At 70.6% G+C, this 16,786-nt stretch carries 17 protein-coding genes; 14 read left to right on the plus strand and 3 right to left on the minus strand.

All coding sequences use genetic code 11. The features are described from left to right. The first annotated feature begins 8 nt into the window (after positions 1-8). From murD to ACEXQC_RS01845, 12 genes are all read left to right on the plus strand, one after another. Entirely contained in the window at positions 9-1,544 is a 1,536-nt protein-coding gene (gene murD / locus ACEXQC_RS01790; protein WP_374817741.1) for a UDP-N-acetylmuramoyl-L-alanine--D-glutamate ligase, read from the plus strand. Next, positions 1,501-2,691 carry a putative lipid II flippase FtsW gene (gene ftsW, locus ACEXQC_RS01795; RefSeq protein ID WP_374817743.1) on the plus strand — a complete coding sequence of 397 codons (1,191 nt, stop codon included), beginning with the start codon at positions 1,501-1,503 and terminating at the stop codon, positions 2,689-2,691. Before murD ends, ftsW begins: the two co-directional genes overlap by 44 nt. After that, positions 2,688-3,779, plus strand: a complete 1,092-nt coding sequence (locus tag ACEXQC_RS01800; RefSeq protein WP_374817745.1) for a UDP-N-acetylglucosamine--N-acetylmuramyl-(pentapeptide) pyrophosphoryl-undecaprenol N-acetylglucosamine transferase — start codon at positions 2,688-2,690, stop codon at positions 3,777-3,779. The genes ftsW and ACEXQC_RS01800 overlap by 4 nt, the downstream gene beginning before the upstream one ends. A 112-nt stretch (positions 3,780-3,891) precedes the next feature. Beyond that, positions 3,892-5,316, plus strand: a complete 1,425-nt coding sequence (gene murC, locus ACEXQC_RS01805) for a UDP-N-acetylmuramate--L-alanine ligase (protein ID WP_374818836.1) — start codon at positions 3,892-3,894, stop codon at positions 5,314-5,316. Then, positions 5,313-6,473, plus strand: a complete 1,161-nt coding sequence (locus ACEXQC_RS01810) for a cell division protein FtsQ/DivIB (RefSeq protein WP_374817747.1) — start codon at positions 5,313-5,315, stop codon at positions 6,471-6,473. Before murC ends, ACEXQC_RS01810 begins: the two co-directional genes overlap by 4 nt. Before the next feature lie 124 nt (positions 6,474-6,597). Next, entirely contained in the window at positions 6,598-7,824 is a 1,227-nt protein-coding gene (gene ftsZ, locus ACEXQC_RS01815) for a cell division protein FtsZ (protein WP_374817750.1), read from the plus strand. After that, the gene (locus tag ACEXQC_RS01820) at positions 7,821-8,492 is read left to right on the plus strand and encodes a YggS family pyridoxal phosphate-dependent enzyme (protein WP_374817753.1); all 672 of its coding nucleotides are present in this window, start codon (positions 7,821-7,823) and stop codon (positions 8,490-8,492) included. The genes ftsZ and ACEXQC_RS01820 overlap by 4 nt, the downstream gene beginning before the upstream one ends. 39 nt (positions 8,493-8,531) lie before the next feature. Then, positions 8,532-9,047 (plus strand): cell division protein SepF, encoded by a 516-nt coding sequence (locus tag ACEXQC_RS01825; RefSeq protein ID WP_374817755.1) that lies wholly within the window; start codon positions 8,532-8,534, stop codon positions 9,045-9,047. A gap of 7 nt (positions 9,048-9,054) precedes the next feature. Beyond that, positions 9,055-9,360, plus strand: a complete 306-nt coding sequence (locus tag ACEXQC_RS01830; protein WP_374817757.1) for a YggT family protein — start codon at positions 9,055-9,057, stop codon at positions 9,358-9,360. Between the two features lie 102 nt (positions 9,361-9,462). After that, positions 9,463-10,119 carry a DivIVA domain-containing protein gene (locus tag ACEXQC_RS01835; protein ID WP_374817759.1) on the plus strand — a complete coding sequence of 219 codons (657 nt, stop codon included), beginning with the start codon at positions 9,463-9,465 and terminating at the stop codon, positions 10,117-10,119. Further along, positions 10,109-10,708 (plus strand): signal peptidase II, encoded by a 600-nt coding sequence (lspA, locus tag ACEXQC_RS01840; protein ID WP_374817762.1) that lies wholly within the window; start codon positions 10,109-10,111, stop codon positions 10,706-10,708. The genes ACEXQC_RS01835 and lspA overlap by 11 nt, the downstream gene beginning before the upstream one ends. Continuing rightward, entirely contained in the window at positions 10,708-11,628 is a 921-nt protein-coding gene (locus ACEXQC_RS01845; RefSeq protein ID WP_374817764.1) for an RluA family pseudouridine synthase, read from the plus strand. The genes lspA and ACEXQC_RS01845 overlap by 1 nt, the downstream gene beginning before the upstream one ends. Before the next feature lie 11 nt (positions 11,629-11,639). Here ACEXQC_RS01845 and ACEXQC_RS01850 read toward each other — a convergent pair whose 3' ends face one another. Further along, positions 11,640-12,020, minus strand: coding sequence for a fluoride efflux transporter FluC (locus ACEXQC_RS01850; protein ID WP_374817766.1), 381 nt, complete (start codon positions 12,018-12,020; stop codon positions 11,640-11,642). Next, on the minus strand, positions 12,017-12,484 hold the full coding sequence (locus tag ACEXQC_RS01855; protein WP_374817768.1) for a fluoride efflux transporter FluC: 468 nt from the start codon (positions 12,482-12,484) through the stop codon (positions 12,017-12,019). Before ACEXQC_RS01855 ends, ACEXQC_RS01850 begins: the two co-directional genes overlap by 4 nt. A gap of 55 nt (positions 12,485-12,539) precedes the next feature. On the opposite strand from ACEXQC_RS01855, the gene ACEXQC_RS01860 reads away from it, so the two are divergent. Then, on the plus strand, positions 12,540-13,208 hold the full coding sequence (locus ACEXQC_RS01860) for a hypothetical protein (RefSeq protein WP_374817770.1): 669 nt from the start codon (positions 12,540-12,542) through the stop codon (positions 13,206-13,208). A 24-nt stretch (positions 13,209-13,232) separates the two neighbouring features. Here the strand turns inward: ACEXQC_RS01860 and ACEXQC_RS01865 are convergent, their stop codons facing one another. Beyond that, positions 13,233-14,123, minus strand: coding sequence for a glycosyltransferase family 2 protein (locus ACEXQC_RS01865; protein ID WP_374817772.1), 891 nt, complete (start codon positions 14,121-14,123; stop codon positions 13,233-13,235). A 112-nt stretch (positions 14,124-14,235) separates the two neighbouring features. Between ACEXQC_RS01865 and ACEXQC_RS01870 the strand changes: the two genes are divergently transcribed. Further along, positions 14,236-16,785 carry a beta-glucosidase gene (locus ACEXQC_RS01870; RefSeq protein ID WP_374817773.1) on the plus strand — a complete coding sequence of 850 codons (2,550 nt, stop codon included), beginning with the start codon at positions 14,236-14,238 and terminating at the stop codon, positions 16,783-16,785. Position 16,786 lies beyond the last annotated feature (1 nt).

Here is a 16,786-nt window from a genome sequence, read left to right on the forward strand (position 1 = left end):
GGCCCGAGGTGTCACGCGCTGCTTCGCTCACCAGCTGGCACGCCGACTGGTCGGGGCTCCGCGTGGCGGTGCTCGGCCTCGGCATGACCGGGTTCTCGGTGGCCGACACGCTCACCGAGCTCCGCGCCTCGGTGCTCGTGGTGGCCGAGAAGGCGCCCGAGAAGTACGCCGACCTCGTGCCCGTGATCGGCGCGACGCTCGTGCTCGCCCCGGCCGGCGAGATCCCCGAGGCCCTCGTCTCGCACGACCCGGAGCTCGTGGTGGTCTCGCCCGGTTACCAACCCGACGATCCGCTGCTCGTGTGGGCCGCCGAGCGCGGCATCCCCGTGTGGGGCGACGTCGAGCTCGCCTGGCGCGTGCGCGACAAGGTCGTGAACGCCGTCACGGGCCGCCCCGCCGATTGGATCGCCGTGACCGGCACCAACGGCAAGACCACCACCGTGCAGCTGACGGCCTCGATGCTGCTCGCGGGCGGCCACCGGGTGGCGCCGTGCGGCAACATCGGCATCCCCGTTCTCGACGCCATCCGCGATCCGCAGGGCTTCGACGTGCTCGTGGTGGAGCTCTCGAGCTACCAGCTGCACTCCACCTCGAGCGTGTCGGCCCACTCGGCCGTGGTGCTCAACGTAGCGGAGGACCACCTCGACTGGCACGGCACGTTCGAGGCCTACGCGGCCGCGAAGGCCAAGGTCTACGACGCCGTGCAGGTCGCGTGCGTCTACAACAAGGCCGACGCGCTCACCATGACGATGGTGGAGGAGGCCGAGGTGGTCGAGGGCGCCCGAGCCATCGGCTTCGGGCTCGGAGTGCCCGGTCCGAGCGACTTCGGCATGGTCGACGGCATCCTCGTGGACCGCGCGTTCCTCGAGGAGCGCCGCGACTCCGCCCTCGAGATCGCCACCCTGGCCGAGCTCGGTGCGCGAGGGCTCGGCGCCCCCCACACCGTCGCCGACGTGCTCGCCGCGGCAGCCCTCGCTCGCAGCTACGGTGTCTCGGTGGAGGCCGTGCGCGCGGCTCTCGCCTCGTTCACGCTCGACAGGCACCGCATCGAGCACGTCGTGACGGCCGGGGGAGTCACCTGGGTCGACGACTCGAAGGCCACCAATCCGCACGCCGCCTCCGCGTCGCTCCGCGCCTACCCGTCGATCGTCTGGATCGTGGGCGGCCTGCTGAAGGGCGTCGACGTCGACCCGTTCGTGCAGTCGTCGCTGGCCGGATCGAGCTCGCCGGTGCGGGCGGTCGTGGTGATCGGTGTCGACCGGGTGGAGCTCCGCGACGCCATCCTGCGACACGCGCCCGGGGTTCCCCTGTTCGAGGTCGACCACGAAGAGACTAGGGATGTGATGGCCGACGCGGTCGCCCTCGCAGCGGCGGCGGCCTCTCCAGGAGACGTCGTGCTGCTGGCTCCCGCCGCGGCCTCGATGGACCAGTTCACGGACTACGCCGATCGGGGAGACCGATTCGCGGAGGCCGTACGGAAGCACGTGGAGGGCAGTGACGGTGACGACGACCTCCCGGCCCCCGACCCGACTGCCCTCGGCTAAGTCGGCATCGGATCGCGCCCACTCGGCGCGCATCTCGCTCGGTCAGGCGTTCACCGCCGAGTCGAGCAACTACTTCCTGCTGCTCGGCACCACGCTCTTCCTGGTGCTGCTCGGGCTCGTGATGGTGCTCTCGTCGAGCTCGATCGACTCCTACAACGGCAGCCAGGGCTTCTTCGGCGTGTTCTGGAAGCAGGGCATGTTCGCCCTCATCGGCATACCTCTCATGCTCGTGATCTCGCGGCTGCCCATCCGCTTCTTCAAGCGCTGGGCCTGGCTCGCGATCTTCGTGGCCGTGGGTGTGCAGCTGCTCGTGTTCACACCCCTCGGCATCGAGGTGGGCGGCAACCTCAACTGGATCGGCGTCGGCAGCGTCAACTTCCAGCCCTCCGAGCTCGTCAAGCTCGCCCTCGTGGTGTGGATGGGCTCGATCCTCACGAGGAAGGAGCCGCTGCTCGGCAACTTCGCTCACGTCGCCATCCCGATCCTGCCGGTGGCGGGCGGTGCGATCCTGCTCGTGCTCGTCGGTGGCGACCTCGGCACCGTCATGATCATGGCCGGCCTCGTGTTCGGCGCCCTCTTCTTCGCCGGTGTCAAGCTTAGGATGCTGGCCCTGCCGATCATCGCCGCCGGGCTCATCGCCGTGGTCGTGGCCTTCTCGAGCGAGAGCCGCACCACACGCATCATGTCGTTCCTCTCGGGCACCAACACCGACTACGAGGGCACCGACTGGCAGGCGCAGCACGGCGAGTGGGCGCTCGCGAGCGGGGGAGTGCTCGGCGTGGGCCTCGGCAACTCGCGCGCCAAGTGGTCGTGGCTGCCCGCGGCCGACAACGACTACATCTTCGCCATCATCGGCGAGGAGCTCGGCCTCGTGGGCGCGATCGTGGTGCTCATCCTCTTCGTGGCCCTGGCCATCGCGTTCGTGCGGATCATCCGCTCGACCAACGACATGTTCTCGCGCGTGGCGACGGGCGCCGTGATGGTGTGGCTGATCGGCCAGGCCTTCGTGAACATCGCCGTGGTGCTCGGGGTGCTGCCGGTGCTCGGTGTGCCGCTGCCGCTGATCTCCTCGGGCGGATCGGCCCTGCTCACCACGCTCGCCGCCATCGGAGTGGTGCTCGCGGTGGCCAGGGAGAACGCCGAGTGACCACCTACCTCCTGGCGGGCGGCGGCACCGCCGGCCACGTCAACCCGCTGCTCGCGACCGCCGACGAGCTGCGCCGCCGCGATCCCTCGTGCACCGTGCTCGTGCTCGGTACCGCAGAGGGCCTCGAGGCGCGACTCGTGCCCGACCGCGGCTACGAGCTCATCACCATTCCGAAGCTGCCCTTCCCTCGCCGGCCGAACGGCGCAGCACTGCGCTTCCCCGGTGGGCTCCGCCGCACCGTCGCCCGCGTGGCCCAGATCGTGCGCGAGCGCGGGGTCGACGTGGTGGTGGGATTCGGCGGCTACGCTTCGGCGCCCGGCTACCTGGGTGCCAGGAAGGCCGGCGTGCCGTTCGTGATCCACGAGGGCAACGCGAAGCCGGGCCTCGCCAACCGGCTCGGTGCGCGCTTCTCGCCGTGGGTGGCCGTGACGTTCGCGAGCACGGTGCTGCCGCACGCGACCGTGACGGGCATGCCGCTCCGCACCGAGGTGACGGCGCTGGCCTCACCGGCCGCGCGGGAACTGGCCGCGGCCTCGGCCCACACGCTGTTCGGTCTCGATCCCTTGCGCCCGACCCTGCTCGTGACCGGCGGATCGCTCGGAGCCCGTCGCATCAACGCCACGGTGCACGCCTCGGCCAAGGAACTCGTGGGTGCCGGCTGGAACGTGCTGCACATCGCGGGCAACCGGGCGGAGGTCACCGATCCGGGGATCGACGGCTACGTGTTCCTCGACTACTGCGACCGCATGGATCTGGCTCTCGCCGTGGCCACCTTCGCCATCTCGCGGGCCGGCGCCTCGACGCTCTCGGAGTTCGGCGCCGTGGGCATCCCCTCGGTGCTCGTGCCCTACGCCGTGGGCAACGGGGAGCAGCGCTTCAACGCCCGGGATCTGCTCGACGCGGGCGGCGCGGTGCTCATCGACGACGCCTCGTTCACGCCCGAGCGGCTCGCCCAGGTGGTGCTGCCGCTGCTCGCCGACCCCGCGCGGATCGAGACGATGGCCGCCGCCGCCCGCACCGCCGGCATCCCCGACGGCGCCAGCCGCCTCACCACGCTGGTCGACGCCGCGCTCGCGGGGCGCGCATAGGCACTGCCCCGCCCTCCTGGGGCGTGCCTGAGCGTCTGCGGCCACGGGTGCGCGTAACGTGGTAGCCGGGCGGATCCCCGCCGCCCCGAGAATCGTGAAAGTGCGTGAACCCGTGATCAAACCCGACCTCGACATCGAGATCCCCGAGGCGCTCGGCGCCGTGCACTGCGTGGGCATCGGCGGCGCGGGCATGAGCGGCATCGCCCGGCTCTTCGCCGCCTCCGGCCTGACGGTCACCGGCTCGGATCGCACCGACTCGAAGACGGCCGAGAAGCTGCGTGCGCTCGGCATCCCCGTGGCCGTCGGCCACGACGCGGCGAACGTGGGCACCGCAGACACCCTCGTGGTGACGAGCGCCCTGTGGCCCGACAACCCCGAGTACCTGCGCGCCAAGGAGCAGGGGCTCACCATCCTTCACCGCTCCCAGGCACTCGCCTGGCTCACCAACCGACGCCGGCTCATCGCCGTGGCGGGAGCGCACGGCAAGACCACCTCGACGGGCATGATCGTGACGGCCCTGCGGGAGCTCGACGCCGAGCCCAGCTTCGTGAACGGCGGCGTCATCACCGACCTCGGCACGAGTTCGGCCCTCGGCGACGGCGAGCTGTTCGTGGTGGAGGCCGACGAGTCGGACGGCTCCTTCCTGCTCTACGACACCGCGGTCTCGCTCATCACGAACGTCGACCCCGACCACCTCGACCACTACGGATCCGTGGAGGCGGTGGAGGACGCGTTCGTGCGGTTCGCCGACGCCTCGAGCGAGCTCGTGGTCATCTCCTCCGACGACGCGGGGGCGCTCCGCGTCTCGTCGCGACTCGCGCACGAGCGGGTGCTCACGTTCGGCGAGGCGGCCGACGCCGACTTCCGTGTGCACTCCGTCGTGACCGACGGCCCCGTGCGGTTCACCATCGCCCACCAGGGCACCGACTACCCCGGTGAGCTGCGTGTGCCCGGCCACCACAACGCCCTCAACGCGGCAGGAGCCGTGGCCGTGCTCGTGGGCCTCGGCTTCGAGCCGGGCGCCGCCGTGGCCGCTGTCGGAGCGTTCGGCGGCACCGGGCGGCGCTTCGAGCTGCACGGCACCGTCGACGGCGTGAGCGTGTACGACGACTACGCCCACCACCCCACCGAGGTCGACGCCGCGCTCACGGCGGCCCGCACCGTGGTGGGCGAGGGCCGCATCATCGCGGTGCACCAGCCGCACCTCTACAGCCGCACCCAGCTCATGGCCGGGGAGTTCGCCGAGACGCTCGAGCGCACCGCCGACTACACGATCGTGCTCGAGGTGTGCGGTGCCAGGGAGGATCCGATCCCCGGTGTCACCGGCGCCCTCGTCTCCGAGCGCTTCGGCGACCAGGACCACGTGGCCTACATCGACGACTGGCAGCGCGCGGCCGACCACCTGGCCGAGGTGGCCCGCCCCGGCGACTTCGTGGTGACGCTCGGCTGCGGCGACGTGAACCTCATCGTGCCCCAGCTGCTCGAATCGCTCGAGCGCGCCGGCTCGGCGGCGGAGGCGGGCACGGCGGCCGAGTGAAACGACCACCAGGGATCACCCCGCCTCCCGCGCCGCCGGCCGCCCCACCGCCCCCGCCGCCGACCCCCGAGAAGCGAGCACCCAAGAAGGTGCGGCCGGCCGCGAAGGCCGCTGCACCGAAGTCTGCTGCACCGAAGGCTTCGGCGTCGAAGGCCTCCGCTGCGAAGCCCGCCGCCCGGGCATCGCGCGGGGCTGACGAGCAGCTCACCGAGCCGATCGAACGACTCCCCACGAAGCGACCCCAGCGAGCGGAGCGTGCAGAGCGCCCCGAGCGCCCGGGTCGGCCCGACGCGGATGCGACGGAGCCGGTCACCCGACTGACCGAGACCGACCTGCCCCGGCGTGAGCCGCAGCGCCCCGCCCGCGACGAGAAGTCGGGCAAGCGCTCCGCCGACGCCAAGCGCGAGCTGCGCCGGGCGACCCGCACCCGCCGCCGCTACGAGCGAGCAGAGGCCAAGCGCTTCACGCAGCGCTCGCGCCGCCGCCGCCTCGCGTGGATGGTGGCGGGCGCCTCGGTGGCCGGCCTCGTGATCGTGGTGCTGCTCGCGGCCTACTCGCCGCTCCTCGCCGTGCGGAGCATCGCCGTGGAGGGCGCCCAGCGCCTAGACGCCGCCGCGGTCTCGACCGCCCTCGACGATCAGCTCGGCCGCCCCCTCGCCCTCGTGGACTACGGCAGCATCGAGCGCGAGCTCGCCGCCTTCCCCTACATCGAGTCGTACTCGGTGGAGGCCCGCCCGCCCGACACCCTCGCCGTGCGCGTGGTGGAGCGCCGCCCGGTGGCCCAGGTGCAGACCGCCACGGGATTCGACCTCATCGACGCCGCGGGCGTGACGGTGCAGCAGTGGCCGGATCGCATCACCGGGTTCCCCCTGATGGATCTCACCGGCACGCAGATCGGCAGCCCCGGCTTCGAGGCGGCGGCGGCCGTGCTGATGTCGCTGCCCGACGACCTGCTCGCCTCGATCGACCGCATCAGCGGAACGACTCCGGACAGCGTGACCTTCGTGTTCGCCGGCGTCGGCCAGAGCGTGGTGTGGGGGAGCGAGGAGGAGAGCGAGCTCAAGGCCCGGCTGCTCACGAGGCTCATCGCCACCCAGGATCCGAACGCCCCTGTGCAGTACGACGTGTCGAGTCCGCAGAGCCCCGTGGTCCGCTGATCGCGACACGCGGAGTTTCTCCCGGCCTGCCGGGGCTCACTCCCGTACCTTCAATTCAGGAAATACATACTCGGAATAACTTTAACTTTCAACCCGAACTTTAAGGTTCCAGCGGAGGCCGCACGTGACATCGAACCAGAACTACCTCGCCGTGATCAAGGTCGTCGGCATCGGCGGCGGCGGCGTCAACGCCGTCAACCGCATGATCGAGCTCGGGCTCCGCGGGGTCGAGTTCATCGCCATCAACACGGATGCGCAGGCGCTCCTGATGAGCGACGCCGACGTCAAGCTCGACGTCGGTCGCGAGATCACCCGCGGACTCGGCGCCGGTGCCGATCCCGAGGTCGGCCGCCGTGCCGCCGAGGATCACGCGGAGGAGATCGAGGAGGCGCTCGCGGGCGCCGACATGGTCTTCGTGACCGCGGGCGAGGGCGGCGGAACCGGTACCGGTGGCGCCCCCGTGGTGGCCCGCATCGCGAAGTCGATCGGCGCGCTCACCATCGGTGTCGTCACGAAGCCCTTCGGCTTCGAGGGCAAGCGCCGTGCGGCCCAGGCCGAAGACGGCGTCGCCACCCTCAAGAACGAGGTCGACACCCTCATCGTGGTGCCGAACGACCGGCTGCTCGAGATCAGCGACCGCGGCATCAGCATGCTCGAGGCCTTCTCCACGGCCGACCAGGTGCTCCTCGCCGGTGTGCAGGGCATCACCGACCTCATCACCACCCCCGGCCTCATCAACCTCGACTTCGCCGACGTCAAGTCGGTCATGCAGGGGGCAGGATCCGCCCTCATGGGCATCGGATCCTCGCGCGGTGCGGATCGCGCCATCAAGGCGGCCGAGCTCGCCGTGGCCAGCCCGCTGCTCGAGGCCTCGATCGACGGTGCGCACGGCGTGCTGCTCTCCATCCAGGGCGGATCGAACCTCGGCATCTTCGAGATCAACGACGCGGCCAAGCTCGTGCAGGACTCGGTGCACCCGGAGGCGAACATCATCTTCGGTGCCGTCATCGACGACACCCTCGGCGACGAGGTGCGCGTCACCGTGATCGCCGCGGGCTTCGACGGCGGAGAGCCGAACGCCAACACCCCGGTCGCCGCTCCCGACAGCCGCCGCGCGAGCTTCGCCGCCGCGGCCGAGGAGTCCGACCCGTTCGGTCGCGGAGGAGCGCCCGCCGCCTCGTCGCGTCGCGAGCTGCCCGCCGACGACACCGCCGAGGCCCCCAAGCCGCAGACGCAGTCGTGGGCAGGAGGCGCTCACACGAGCGACCTCGGACTCGCCGGCGGCGTCGCCCTCGACCCGGCCTCCGAAGACGACGACGCCGACCTGGACGTCCCCGACTTCTTGAAGTGAGCGAACTCGCAGACCGCGTCGAGCAGGTCGTCTCCGGCATCGCCGAGGCGGCCCGCTCGGCCGGTCGCGATCCCGAGGGGATCACCCTCATCGCGGTGACGAAGTTCCACCCGGTCTCGCTCATCCGGGAGCTGCACGAGCTCGGCATCCGCGACTTCGGCGAGAACCGCCACCAGGAGGCGCGCGAGAAGGCGGTCGAGCTCGCCGACCTCGCTCCGGCCTGGCACTTCGTCGGTCAGCTGCAGACGAAGAAGGCGCGACAGGCCCGCGAGTACGCCACCGCCGTGCACTCCGTCGACCGGCCGGAGCTCGTCGACAGGCTCGCCTCCGACGGCTCGCCGCTCGACGTCTTCCTGCAGGTCAACCTCACAGACGACCCGTCGCGCGGGGGAGTGCACCCCGACGAGGTGGAGCGGCTCGCCGAGCGCGCCGCCGCCGCGGAAGGTCTCAGGCTTCTCGGAGTCATGGCCGTGGCCCCCCTCGACGAGGAGCCGCGAGCGGCGTTCGTGCGGCTCCGGGCCTCGAGCGACGTCGTGCGGTCGGTGCTGCCGAGCGCCACCGCCATCTCGGCAGGCATGTCGAACGACTACCGCGAGGCCATCGCCGAGGGCGCGACACACCTGCGCATCGGTACCGCAATCACGGGAAACCGGCCACCGCGCGTTTAATCTTGCGGTTAGGAAAAGTAACCGCAACCGGAGGTTCTGATGGCCAACCCACTCCGCAAGACCATGGTGTACCTCGGCCTCGCCGACGAGGAGCTCGAATACGAGACCCCCGCCGAGCGAGCTCCGCAGTCGTCCCCCGTGGCCCCTGTGCCCCACCCGCACCAGGCCCCGCAGGCCGTCGCCCCGCAGTCGCAGCCGCAGGCCGGCCGCGCGCCGGTCACCCCGCTCCGCAAGTCCGCGCACACCGCTCCCAAGAATGTGGCACCTGCTGAAATGAACGAGATCCTCACCGTCCACCCGAAGCAGTACAAAGACGCCCAGGTGATCGCCGAGAACTTCCGCGACGGCATCCCGGTCATCATCAACCTGTCGCAGATGACGGATGCCGATGCGCGCCGCCTGATCGACTTCGCCGGCGGCCTCTCGCAGGGCCTCTACGGCAAGATCGAGCGCGTCACCAGCAAGGTGTTCCTGCTCTCGCCCTCGCACGTCTCGGTCTCCGGAGACGACGGCTCACAGGCTCGCGCAGAATCCTCCTTCTTCGTTCAGTCATAATTACGGGGTGGGTTCCCTCGTCTCGATCATCGCGACCGTCGTCTATTTCGCTCTGCTGCTGTACTTCTTCCTGATGTGGGGTCGATTCATCCTCGACCTCGTCCGGACCGTGCGCCGTGACTGGCGCCCGGCCGGACCAGTACTGGTGCTGGCGGAGGTGGCCTACACGGTCACCGATCCGCCCATCAGGTTCTTCCGGCGCATCATCCCGCCGCTCCGAGTGGGCGCCGTGGCGCTCGACTTCGGGTGGAGCATCACGATGCTCCTCGTGATCATCGGCATGTCGGTGGCGGGCTTCCTGCGCCTGGCGTGACCTTCCCATGGAATGTTGCTACGGTTAGCAACGCATTATCACTGCACGCACTATCACTGCTTGCACTATCACTGACTGTCGAAGCACTAAGGGTGGAAGACCATGGCGTTAACTCCGGAAGATGTTGTTAACAAGAGATTTTCTCAGACCAAGTTCCGCGAGGGCTACGACCAGGACGAGGTGGACGACTTCCTCGACGAGGTCGTGGTCGAGCTCCGCCGTCTGACGCAGGAGAACGAGGAGCTCAAGGCTCAGCTCGGCTCCGGCGCCCCCGTCTCGGCAGCTCCCGTGGAGAAGGCCGACGAGAAGGTCGAGGCTCCTGCTCCGGTCGCCGCTCCCGTCGAGGCCGTTCCGGCCCCCGTCGCCGCCGCTCCTGTGGCCCCGGCCCCCGTGGCGAGCTCCTCGAGCGACGTCGACGACGAGACCGGCTCCACCACCAACCTCCTGCAGCTGGCCCGTCGTCTGCACGACGAGCACGTCAAGGAAGGCGCCGAGAAGCGCGACTCCCTCATCGCCGAGGGTCACGCCACCGCCGCACGCATCGTGGCCGAGGCCGAGACCAAGCAGCGCAACGAGCTGGCCCGCCTCAACCAGGAGAAGGCCGGCATCGAGCACCGCATCGACGAGCTGCGCACCTTCGAGAAGGACTACCGCTCGGGCCTCAAGAGCTACATCGAGGATCAGCTCAAGGATCTGACCTCGTCGAGCGTCGACGGCGACAAGAGCCCGTCGTCGAGCTTCAGCGGCTTTGGAGGCTGAGAACACCTCGAAGGGCCGCCCTCGGGTCCTGATCGTCCTGGCGATCGTCGCAGCAGCGTCGATCGCCTTCGATCAGGTCTCGAAGCTCCTGGTCGTCGCACATCTCGAATTGGGTGAGGTCGTCCCCGTGCTGGGGACCCTCATCCAATTTCAGTTCGTGAAGAACCCCGGTGCGGCCTTCTCGATCGGAAACGCCTACACCTGGATCTTCTCGATCCTCGCGGCCGTGGTGACGGCCTTCATCATCTGGTTCTCCCGCCGCATCCGCTCCTACGCCTGGGCCTGGGTCTTCGGACTGCTCCTCGGCGGCACGATCGGCAACCTGCTCGACCGATTGTTCCGCGAGCCGGGCTTCGGTGTGGGCCACGTGATCGACTTCATCACCATCCCGGTGCTGCCGGCCATCTTCAACCTCGCCGACGTGTCGATCACCTCGGCGATGGTGCTCTTCATCATCCTCACCATCCGGGGCATCGGTCTCGACGGCCGGCGAGCGGTGAACGAACGCGCGACGAACGACGACTCCGAGTCTGACGACGTCTCGACGAGCGACGCCCCTGTCGTCGACGAGAAGAGCGACAGGGCCTGATGGAATCCCGCACCCTGCCCGTCCCCGATGGGCTCGACGGCTCGCGCGTCGACGCCGGCATCGCCAAGCTGCTCGGCTTCTCGCGCACCTTCGCCGCCGAGGTCGTCGACGCGGGAGGCGTGAGCGTGGACGGCCGCACGGTGGGCAAGTCCGACAAGCTGCGCCGCGACACCTGGCTCTCGGTGGAGTGGGCACCCAAGGAGGAGCCGCGCATCGTGGCCGTCGTGGTGCCCGAGCTCGAGGTCGTCTACGACGACGACAGCATCATCGTGATCGACAAGCCCGTGGGCGTGGCGGCGCACCCCTCGGTGGGCTGGGACGGACCGACCGTGCTCGGCGCCCTCGCCGGTGCGGGCTACCGCATCGCCACGAGCGGAGCCGCCGAGCGTGCGGGCATCGTGCACCGGCTGGATGCGGGCACGAGCGGACTCATGGTCGTGGCGAAGAGCGAGGAGGCCTACACCTGGCTCAAGCGGCTCTTCCACGACCGCGAGGTCGACAAGATCTACCACACGCTCGTGCAGGGCCACCCCGATCCGTTCGCCGGCACGATCGACGCGCCCATCGGGCGGCATCCGCGATCCGACTGGAAGTTCGCGGTGACGGCGGGCGGCAAGCCCTCGGTGACGCACTACGAGACGCTCGAGGCGTACCGGGCGGCCACGCTGCTCGAGGTGCACCTCGAGACGGGGCGCACGCATCAGATCCGCGTGCACATGGCGGCGCAGCGGCATCCGTGCTGCGGCGACACGATGTACGGCGCCGACCCGGCGCTCTCGGCCCGGCTGGGGCTCGGGCGGCAGTGGCTGCACGCCATGCGGCTCGGCTTCGTGCACCCCGAGACACGGGAGTACGTGCTGTTCGAGAGCCACTACCCGGCCGACCTGCAGCACGCGCTCGACGTGGTGCGGAACGACTGACCGACTTAGGCTCAGCCGATGGCGGCGCCCACGATGAGGCCGAGGTAGGCCGCCGCGGTGCAGAGCAGCAGCATGCCGACGCCGTTGAGCGCCGAAGCGGCCGGGCGGCGGGCCAGCAGCAGCCGCACCGACTCGACGGTGGCGGTGCTGAACGTGGTGTAGCCGCCCATCAGCCCGACGCCCAGCACGGTGAGCCACGGGGCATCCGGTGCCACCGACGAGGCGAGGCCCGTGAGCAGGCCGAGCACGAGCGATCCGCTCACGTTGACCACCATGGTGCCCCACGGGAACGCGGTGCCCGTGCGGGTGCGCACGAGGGAGTCGACCACGAAGCGGAGGCCGGCACCGAGGCCGCCGGCGAGGATCGTGAGGGCGAAGAGCAGGGGGGTCACGAGTCGGCGCCCTCGGGGACGAGGCGGCCGAGGAGGATGCCGGCGAGGGCGGCTATCGCGCCGAGCACGACCGTGCCGAGCGCGTAGGCGGCGGCGGCGAGCACCCGGTCGGAGTCGAGCAGGAGCGAGCTGTCGGTGGCGAGGGCGCTGTAGGTGGTGAAGCCGCCGATGACCCCGGTGCCCACGAGCAGCCGCAGCTGCCGGCGGCGCCCGGTGTCCGAGCCCCTCCTGGCGAGCACCTCGAGCAGCAGACCGAGGGCGAAGGCGCCGATCAGGTTGATCACGAAGATCCCGAACGCGACGCCGTCGAGGTCTGGGATGGCGGAGTTCACCAGCACCCTGAGAGCCGTGCCGACGACTCCTCCCGCCATGACGAGCAGCACCTGGCGGCCGAGGAGGCGGGATCCGGATGCGGCGCCCTCGTCGGAGTCGAGGGGTTCGTTGCGTTCGAGTGCATCGCTCACCGTCAGAATCTAGTCCAGATCGCTCGGAGGTCGGCGGAGGGATAGCGTGAGGGGCATGCAGCCCACGATTCCGATGCAGCCGCAGCCGCAGCGCCTGCCGAGGCCCGGGTGGCCGTTCTGGGTGCTGTTCGTGCTCGTGCTGCTGCCCGGGGTGGTGATGCTCGGCATCCTGGGTGGGCTGAAGGATGCCGCGGCCGAGGTGGTGGCCGGGCAGGTCGACGCCGTGGGGCGCAACGTCGTGGTCACGGGAACGCTCACCGACGTGGAGACGAGCTCGGGGCTGCCGAAGACGAGCGGCATCTACAGCGTCGTCGTGCCGGCCTCCGACGGGAGGGCTGAAGAGACCATCACGGCCTACGGCGACGAGTACTGGGGTTTCCCGCCCTCCTCCGACCACCCCGCCGAGCTGTCGTTCCTCGTGGTGCTCGACGACCCGCCGCGCGCCGTGCAGCACGGGCCCGTGGGCAGCGTTGAGCCGGTGACCGAGGAGAGTCTGCAGAGCGCAGAGGGCGGGCTCGCCTTCGCGGAGGCGCTGTGGGTCACGGGCATCGTGGTCTACTGGCTGCTCGTGCTCGGGCTGCCCGTCGTCGCCTTCACCCTCTCGAGACGACGCCGCAGGGCGAAGATCGACCGCTGGCGCGCCGCGTCCGAATCCGCCTCGCCGGCCGCCACCGTGCACCCCACCTACCCCGTCTCCGGGCAGCTCCCACCTCCACGCATCTGACGCAGCACGCGAGGGGCGCTGCGGCTACTCGGCGCTGGCGGAGCCTGCCGGGTCGACCGCTCGGGGGCGGCCGCCCCAGGTCTGGGCCGTGCGGTGCTCGAGCAGGCGGCGCTGCACGTGCAGGGCGGGGTAGACGCCGAGGAACACCGCCATGGGCGCGAGCAGGCGCAGATCCCGGATGCCGTGGGCCTCGTAGGTGCGCTTGAAGCGCTCCACGTAGTACAGGTAGTCGCGGGGGGCCGAGTCGAGCCGGCGGGCCGACATGCCGACGGTCATGGCCGAGACGTAGCCGATCTTGAAGCCCCTGAGGGCGAGGTGCACGGCGAGGTCGAGGTCCTCGTGCATCAGATCCTCGCGGTCGGCGCAGACGTCGCCGCGCACGGCTTTCCAGGCCTCGTTGGTGATGGCCATGTTGGTGCCGAAGAGGAACACGTACTTGCCCGCGAGCTTGACCTGGATCTTGCGCACCGTGTCGTCGGCGTGGTGGCCGAACGAGCGCATGGGCATGTCGTAGTACTCGACCGATCCGCTCGCCGCCACGAACTCGCCCGAGGCGAACGCGCGCTGCACCTGCTCGACCCAGTTGGCCGAGAGCGCCGTGTCGGCGTCGATGCGGCCGATGACCGTGCCGGTGGCCGCGTCGAAGCCCGCGTTCCTGGTGGGGGTGATCCCCTGCTCCTCGTTCTGGTGGATGAGGCGGATGTTCGACTCCGGGAACGCCACCTGCATCGCCTCGACCGCGGCGGCCGTGCCGTCCGTCGACTTGTTGTCGACCACGATGATCTCGTGGGCCGGCACGGTCTGCTCGATCGCGGCCACGAGGCAGTGCCGGATTCCGGCCTCCTCGTTGTAGGCGGGGATCACGATCGAGACCGTGGGGAGGATCGCAGTGGGCTTGGGGGCGCTGTCGGTCACGGCGTCGTCCTTCTCTCGAGTGGTGCGCCCAGTCTTGCAGAGCCACCCGGGAAGACAGCGGAGCGTCGACGGTGGAGAGCCGATCCGCTCCGGTCGCTTTAGCATGATGCAGATGGACACGACTCCTGCCGCGCTGCTCGCCCGGCTCACCGATGCCGAGAAGGTGGCGCTCACCGCGGGTGCCGACGCCTGGACCACGACCGCGATCGAGCGCCTCGGCATCCCCGCCGTGCGTGTGGGCGACGGACCGCACGGGGTGCGGCGTCCGCAGAACGGCTCCGGGTTGTCGATGTTCGACTCGCACCCGGCCACGTGCTTTCCCACCGCGTCGACGCTCGGCTCCACGTGGGACCCCGCTCTGGTGCGGCAGGTGGGGGAGGCGCTCGGGCTCGAGGCGCGCTCGCACGGCATCGGGGTGCTGCTCGGGCCTGGGGTCAACCTCAAGCGCACGCCCGTGGGGGGTCGCAACTTCGAGTACTTCTCGGAGGATCCGCACCTGTCGTCGCGCATCGGGGCCGCGTGGGTGGAGGGGGTGCAGAGCACCGGGGTGGGCGCCTCCGTCAAGCACTTCGCCGCCAACAACACCGAGCAGCGGCGGTACGGGGTCGACGCCGTGGTCGACGAGCGGGCGCTGCGCGAGCTGTACCTCGCGGGATTCGAGCCCATCGTGATCGGATCGCGACCGGCCACGGTGATGGCGGCGTACAACCGGCTGAACGGGCTGCACTGCACCGAGAACGGGTGGCTGCTGAACTCGATCCTGCGCGAGGAGTGGGGATACGGGGGGCTGGTGATCTCGGACTGGGGGGCGGCGTGGGATCGCACGGTCTCGGTGCCCGCCGGCAACGATCTGGCCATGCCGGGGCTCGGGCGGCGCGATGACCGGTACGTGCTGCGGGCTCTGCGTTCCGGCGTGCTGCCTCGGGCGGCGCTGGATGCGTCGGTGGCGCGGATCCTGGCGCTCGTGGCGCGATACGGCGGGGCCGAGGCGCTCGTGGCGCACCCCTCGGAGCAGGAGGGCGACGGCGCGGAGGCGTCGGATTCCTCATCCTCGGACAGCGTCGACGAGCCGGCCGACGTCGACGAGTCGGGGGAGGCGCTGCTGGCTGCTCGGCAGCTGGATGAGCGGCAGCTCGAGCTGCACCACCTGCTGGCGCGGCGCGTGGCGGCGGCGGGCACCGTGCTGCTGAAGAACGACGGTGTGCTGCCCATCGCCGTGGGCAGCCGCATCGCGCTCATCGGGGCGATGGCCGAGGAGCCGCGCTACCAGGGGGCGGGGAGCTCGCACGTGGTGCCGACCCGTGTCGACACCCTGCTCGAGGCGCTCACGGAGACGGTGGGCGCCGACTCCGTCACCTACGCCGCCGGCTACGAACGGCAGCACGACCCCTCGACCCCCGCCCAGATCGCCGAGGCCGTGCGCATCGCCTCGACCGCGGATGTGGCGGTGGTGGTCGTGGGGCTGCCCGAGACGTTCGAGACCGAGGGCGTCGACCGCGAGCACCTGCGTCTGCCGGAAGCGCACGACCGGCTGGTCGAGGCGGTGCTCGCCGCGAATCCGCGCACGGTCGTGGTGCTGCAGAACGGATCGCCCGTGGAGCTGCCGTGGCTGGCCTCGATGCCGGCCGTGGTGGAGGGCTACCTGGGCGGGCAGGCCGCGGGCAGCGCGATGACCGATGTGCTGCTCGGGGCGGTGGAGCCCGGTGGGCGTCTGGCCGAGACCTTCCCCGAGCGGTACGACGACCATCCGGTGTCGCAGCTGCGCGACGGGCCCGCCACGAGCGAGTACCGGGAGAGTCTGTACGTCGGTTACCGCTACTTCGACAGTGCGGGGGAGCCTGTGGCTGTGCCGTTCGGGCACGGGCTGTCGTACACGACGTTCGAGTGGTCCGAGCGCGAGGTGGTGGTCGCGGGGGATGCTGCGGATGATCTGGCGGTGGAGCTGCGGCTCGTCGTGACGAACACGGGGGAGCGGGCCGGATCCGAGGTGGTGCAGGTGTATGTGCACGACGAGGAGTCGACGCTGTTCCGGCCCGAGCAGGAGCTGCGGGGGTTCGCGAAGGTGTCGCTCGAGCCCGGGGAGAGCGAGCGGGTCGTCATCCGGCTCGGGCGGCGGGCGTTCACGGTGTGGGATCCTGCGGTGCACGGGTGGGTGCTCGAGCCCGGCCGCTTCGAGGTGCGCGCTGGCCGGTCGTCGCGGGACATCCTGTGGCGCGAGACCCTCGAGCTCGATGCGGATGCGGATGCGGATCGCGTAGCGGATGCTGATGATGCCGTGGGCGCGGGGGATGCGGTTCCCGCGGCGTATCGGGTGCCGTCGCGGGCGACCGGGTTCCCGGCAGCGGACTTCGCCGTGCTGCTGGGGCGCGCGCTGCCTGCGAGCCTGGCGGCCGAGCCCGGCGTGTTCACGCTCGACACGGCCATCCGGGACATGCAGCAGACCCGCGCCGGACGCATCCTGCAGCGCTTCATGACGAGTCAGGCCGTGGCGGCGCTCGGGGCGCCCGCGGGAGCTGCGGTGGATGCGGTGGCGGCCGACGTGGTGTCGCAGTTCACGTTCCGGATGCTGCCGACCATCAGCAACGGGGTCGTGGGTCGCCGCGGCGCTCGCCGCCTGCTGCGCATCGTGAACCGCCTCGCGGGGTGGGGCCGCCGCCCCTGAG

Origin of the sequence: Herbiconiux liukaitaii, from assembly GCF_041927495.1 — a bacterium.
GTDB lineage: Bacteria > Actinomycetota > Actinomycetes > Actinomycetales > Microbacteriaceae > Herbiconiux > Herbiconiux liukaitaii.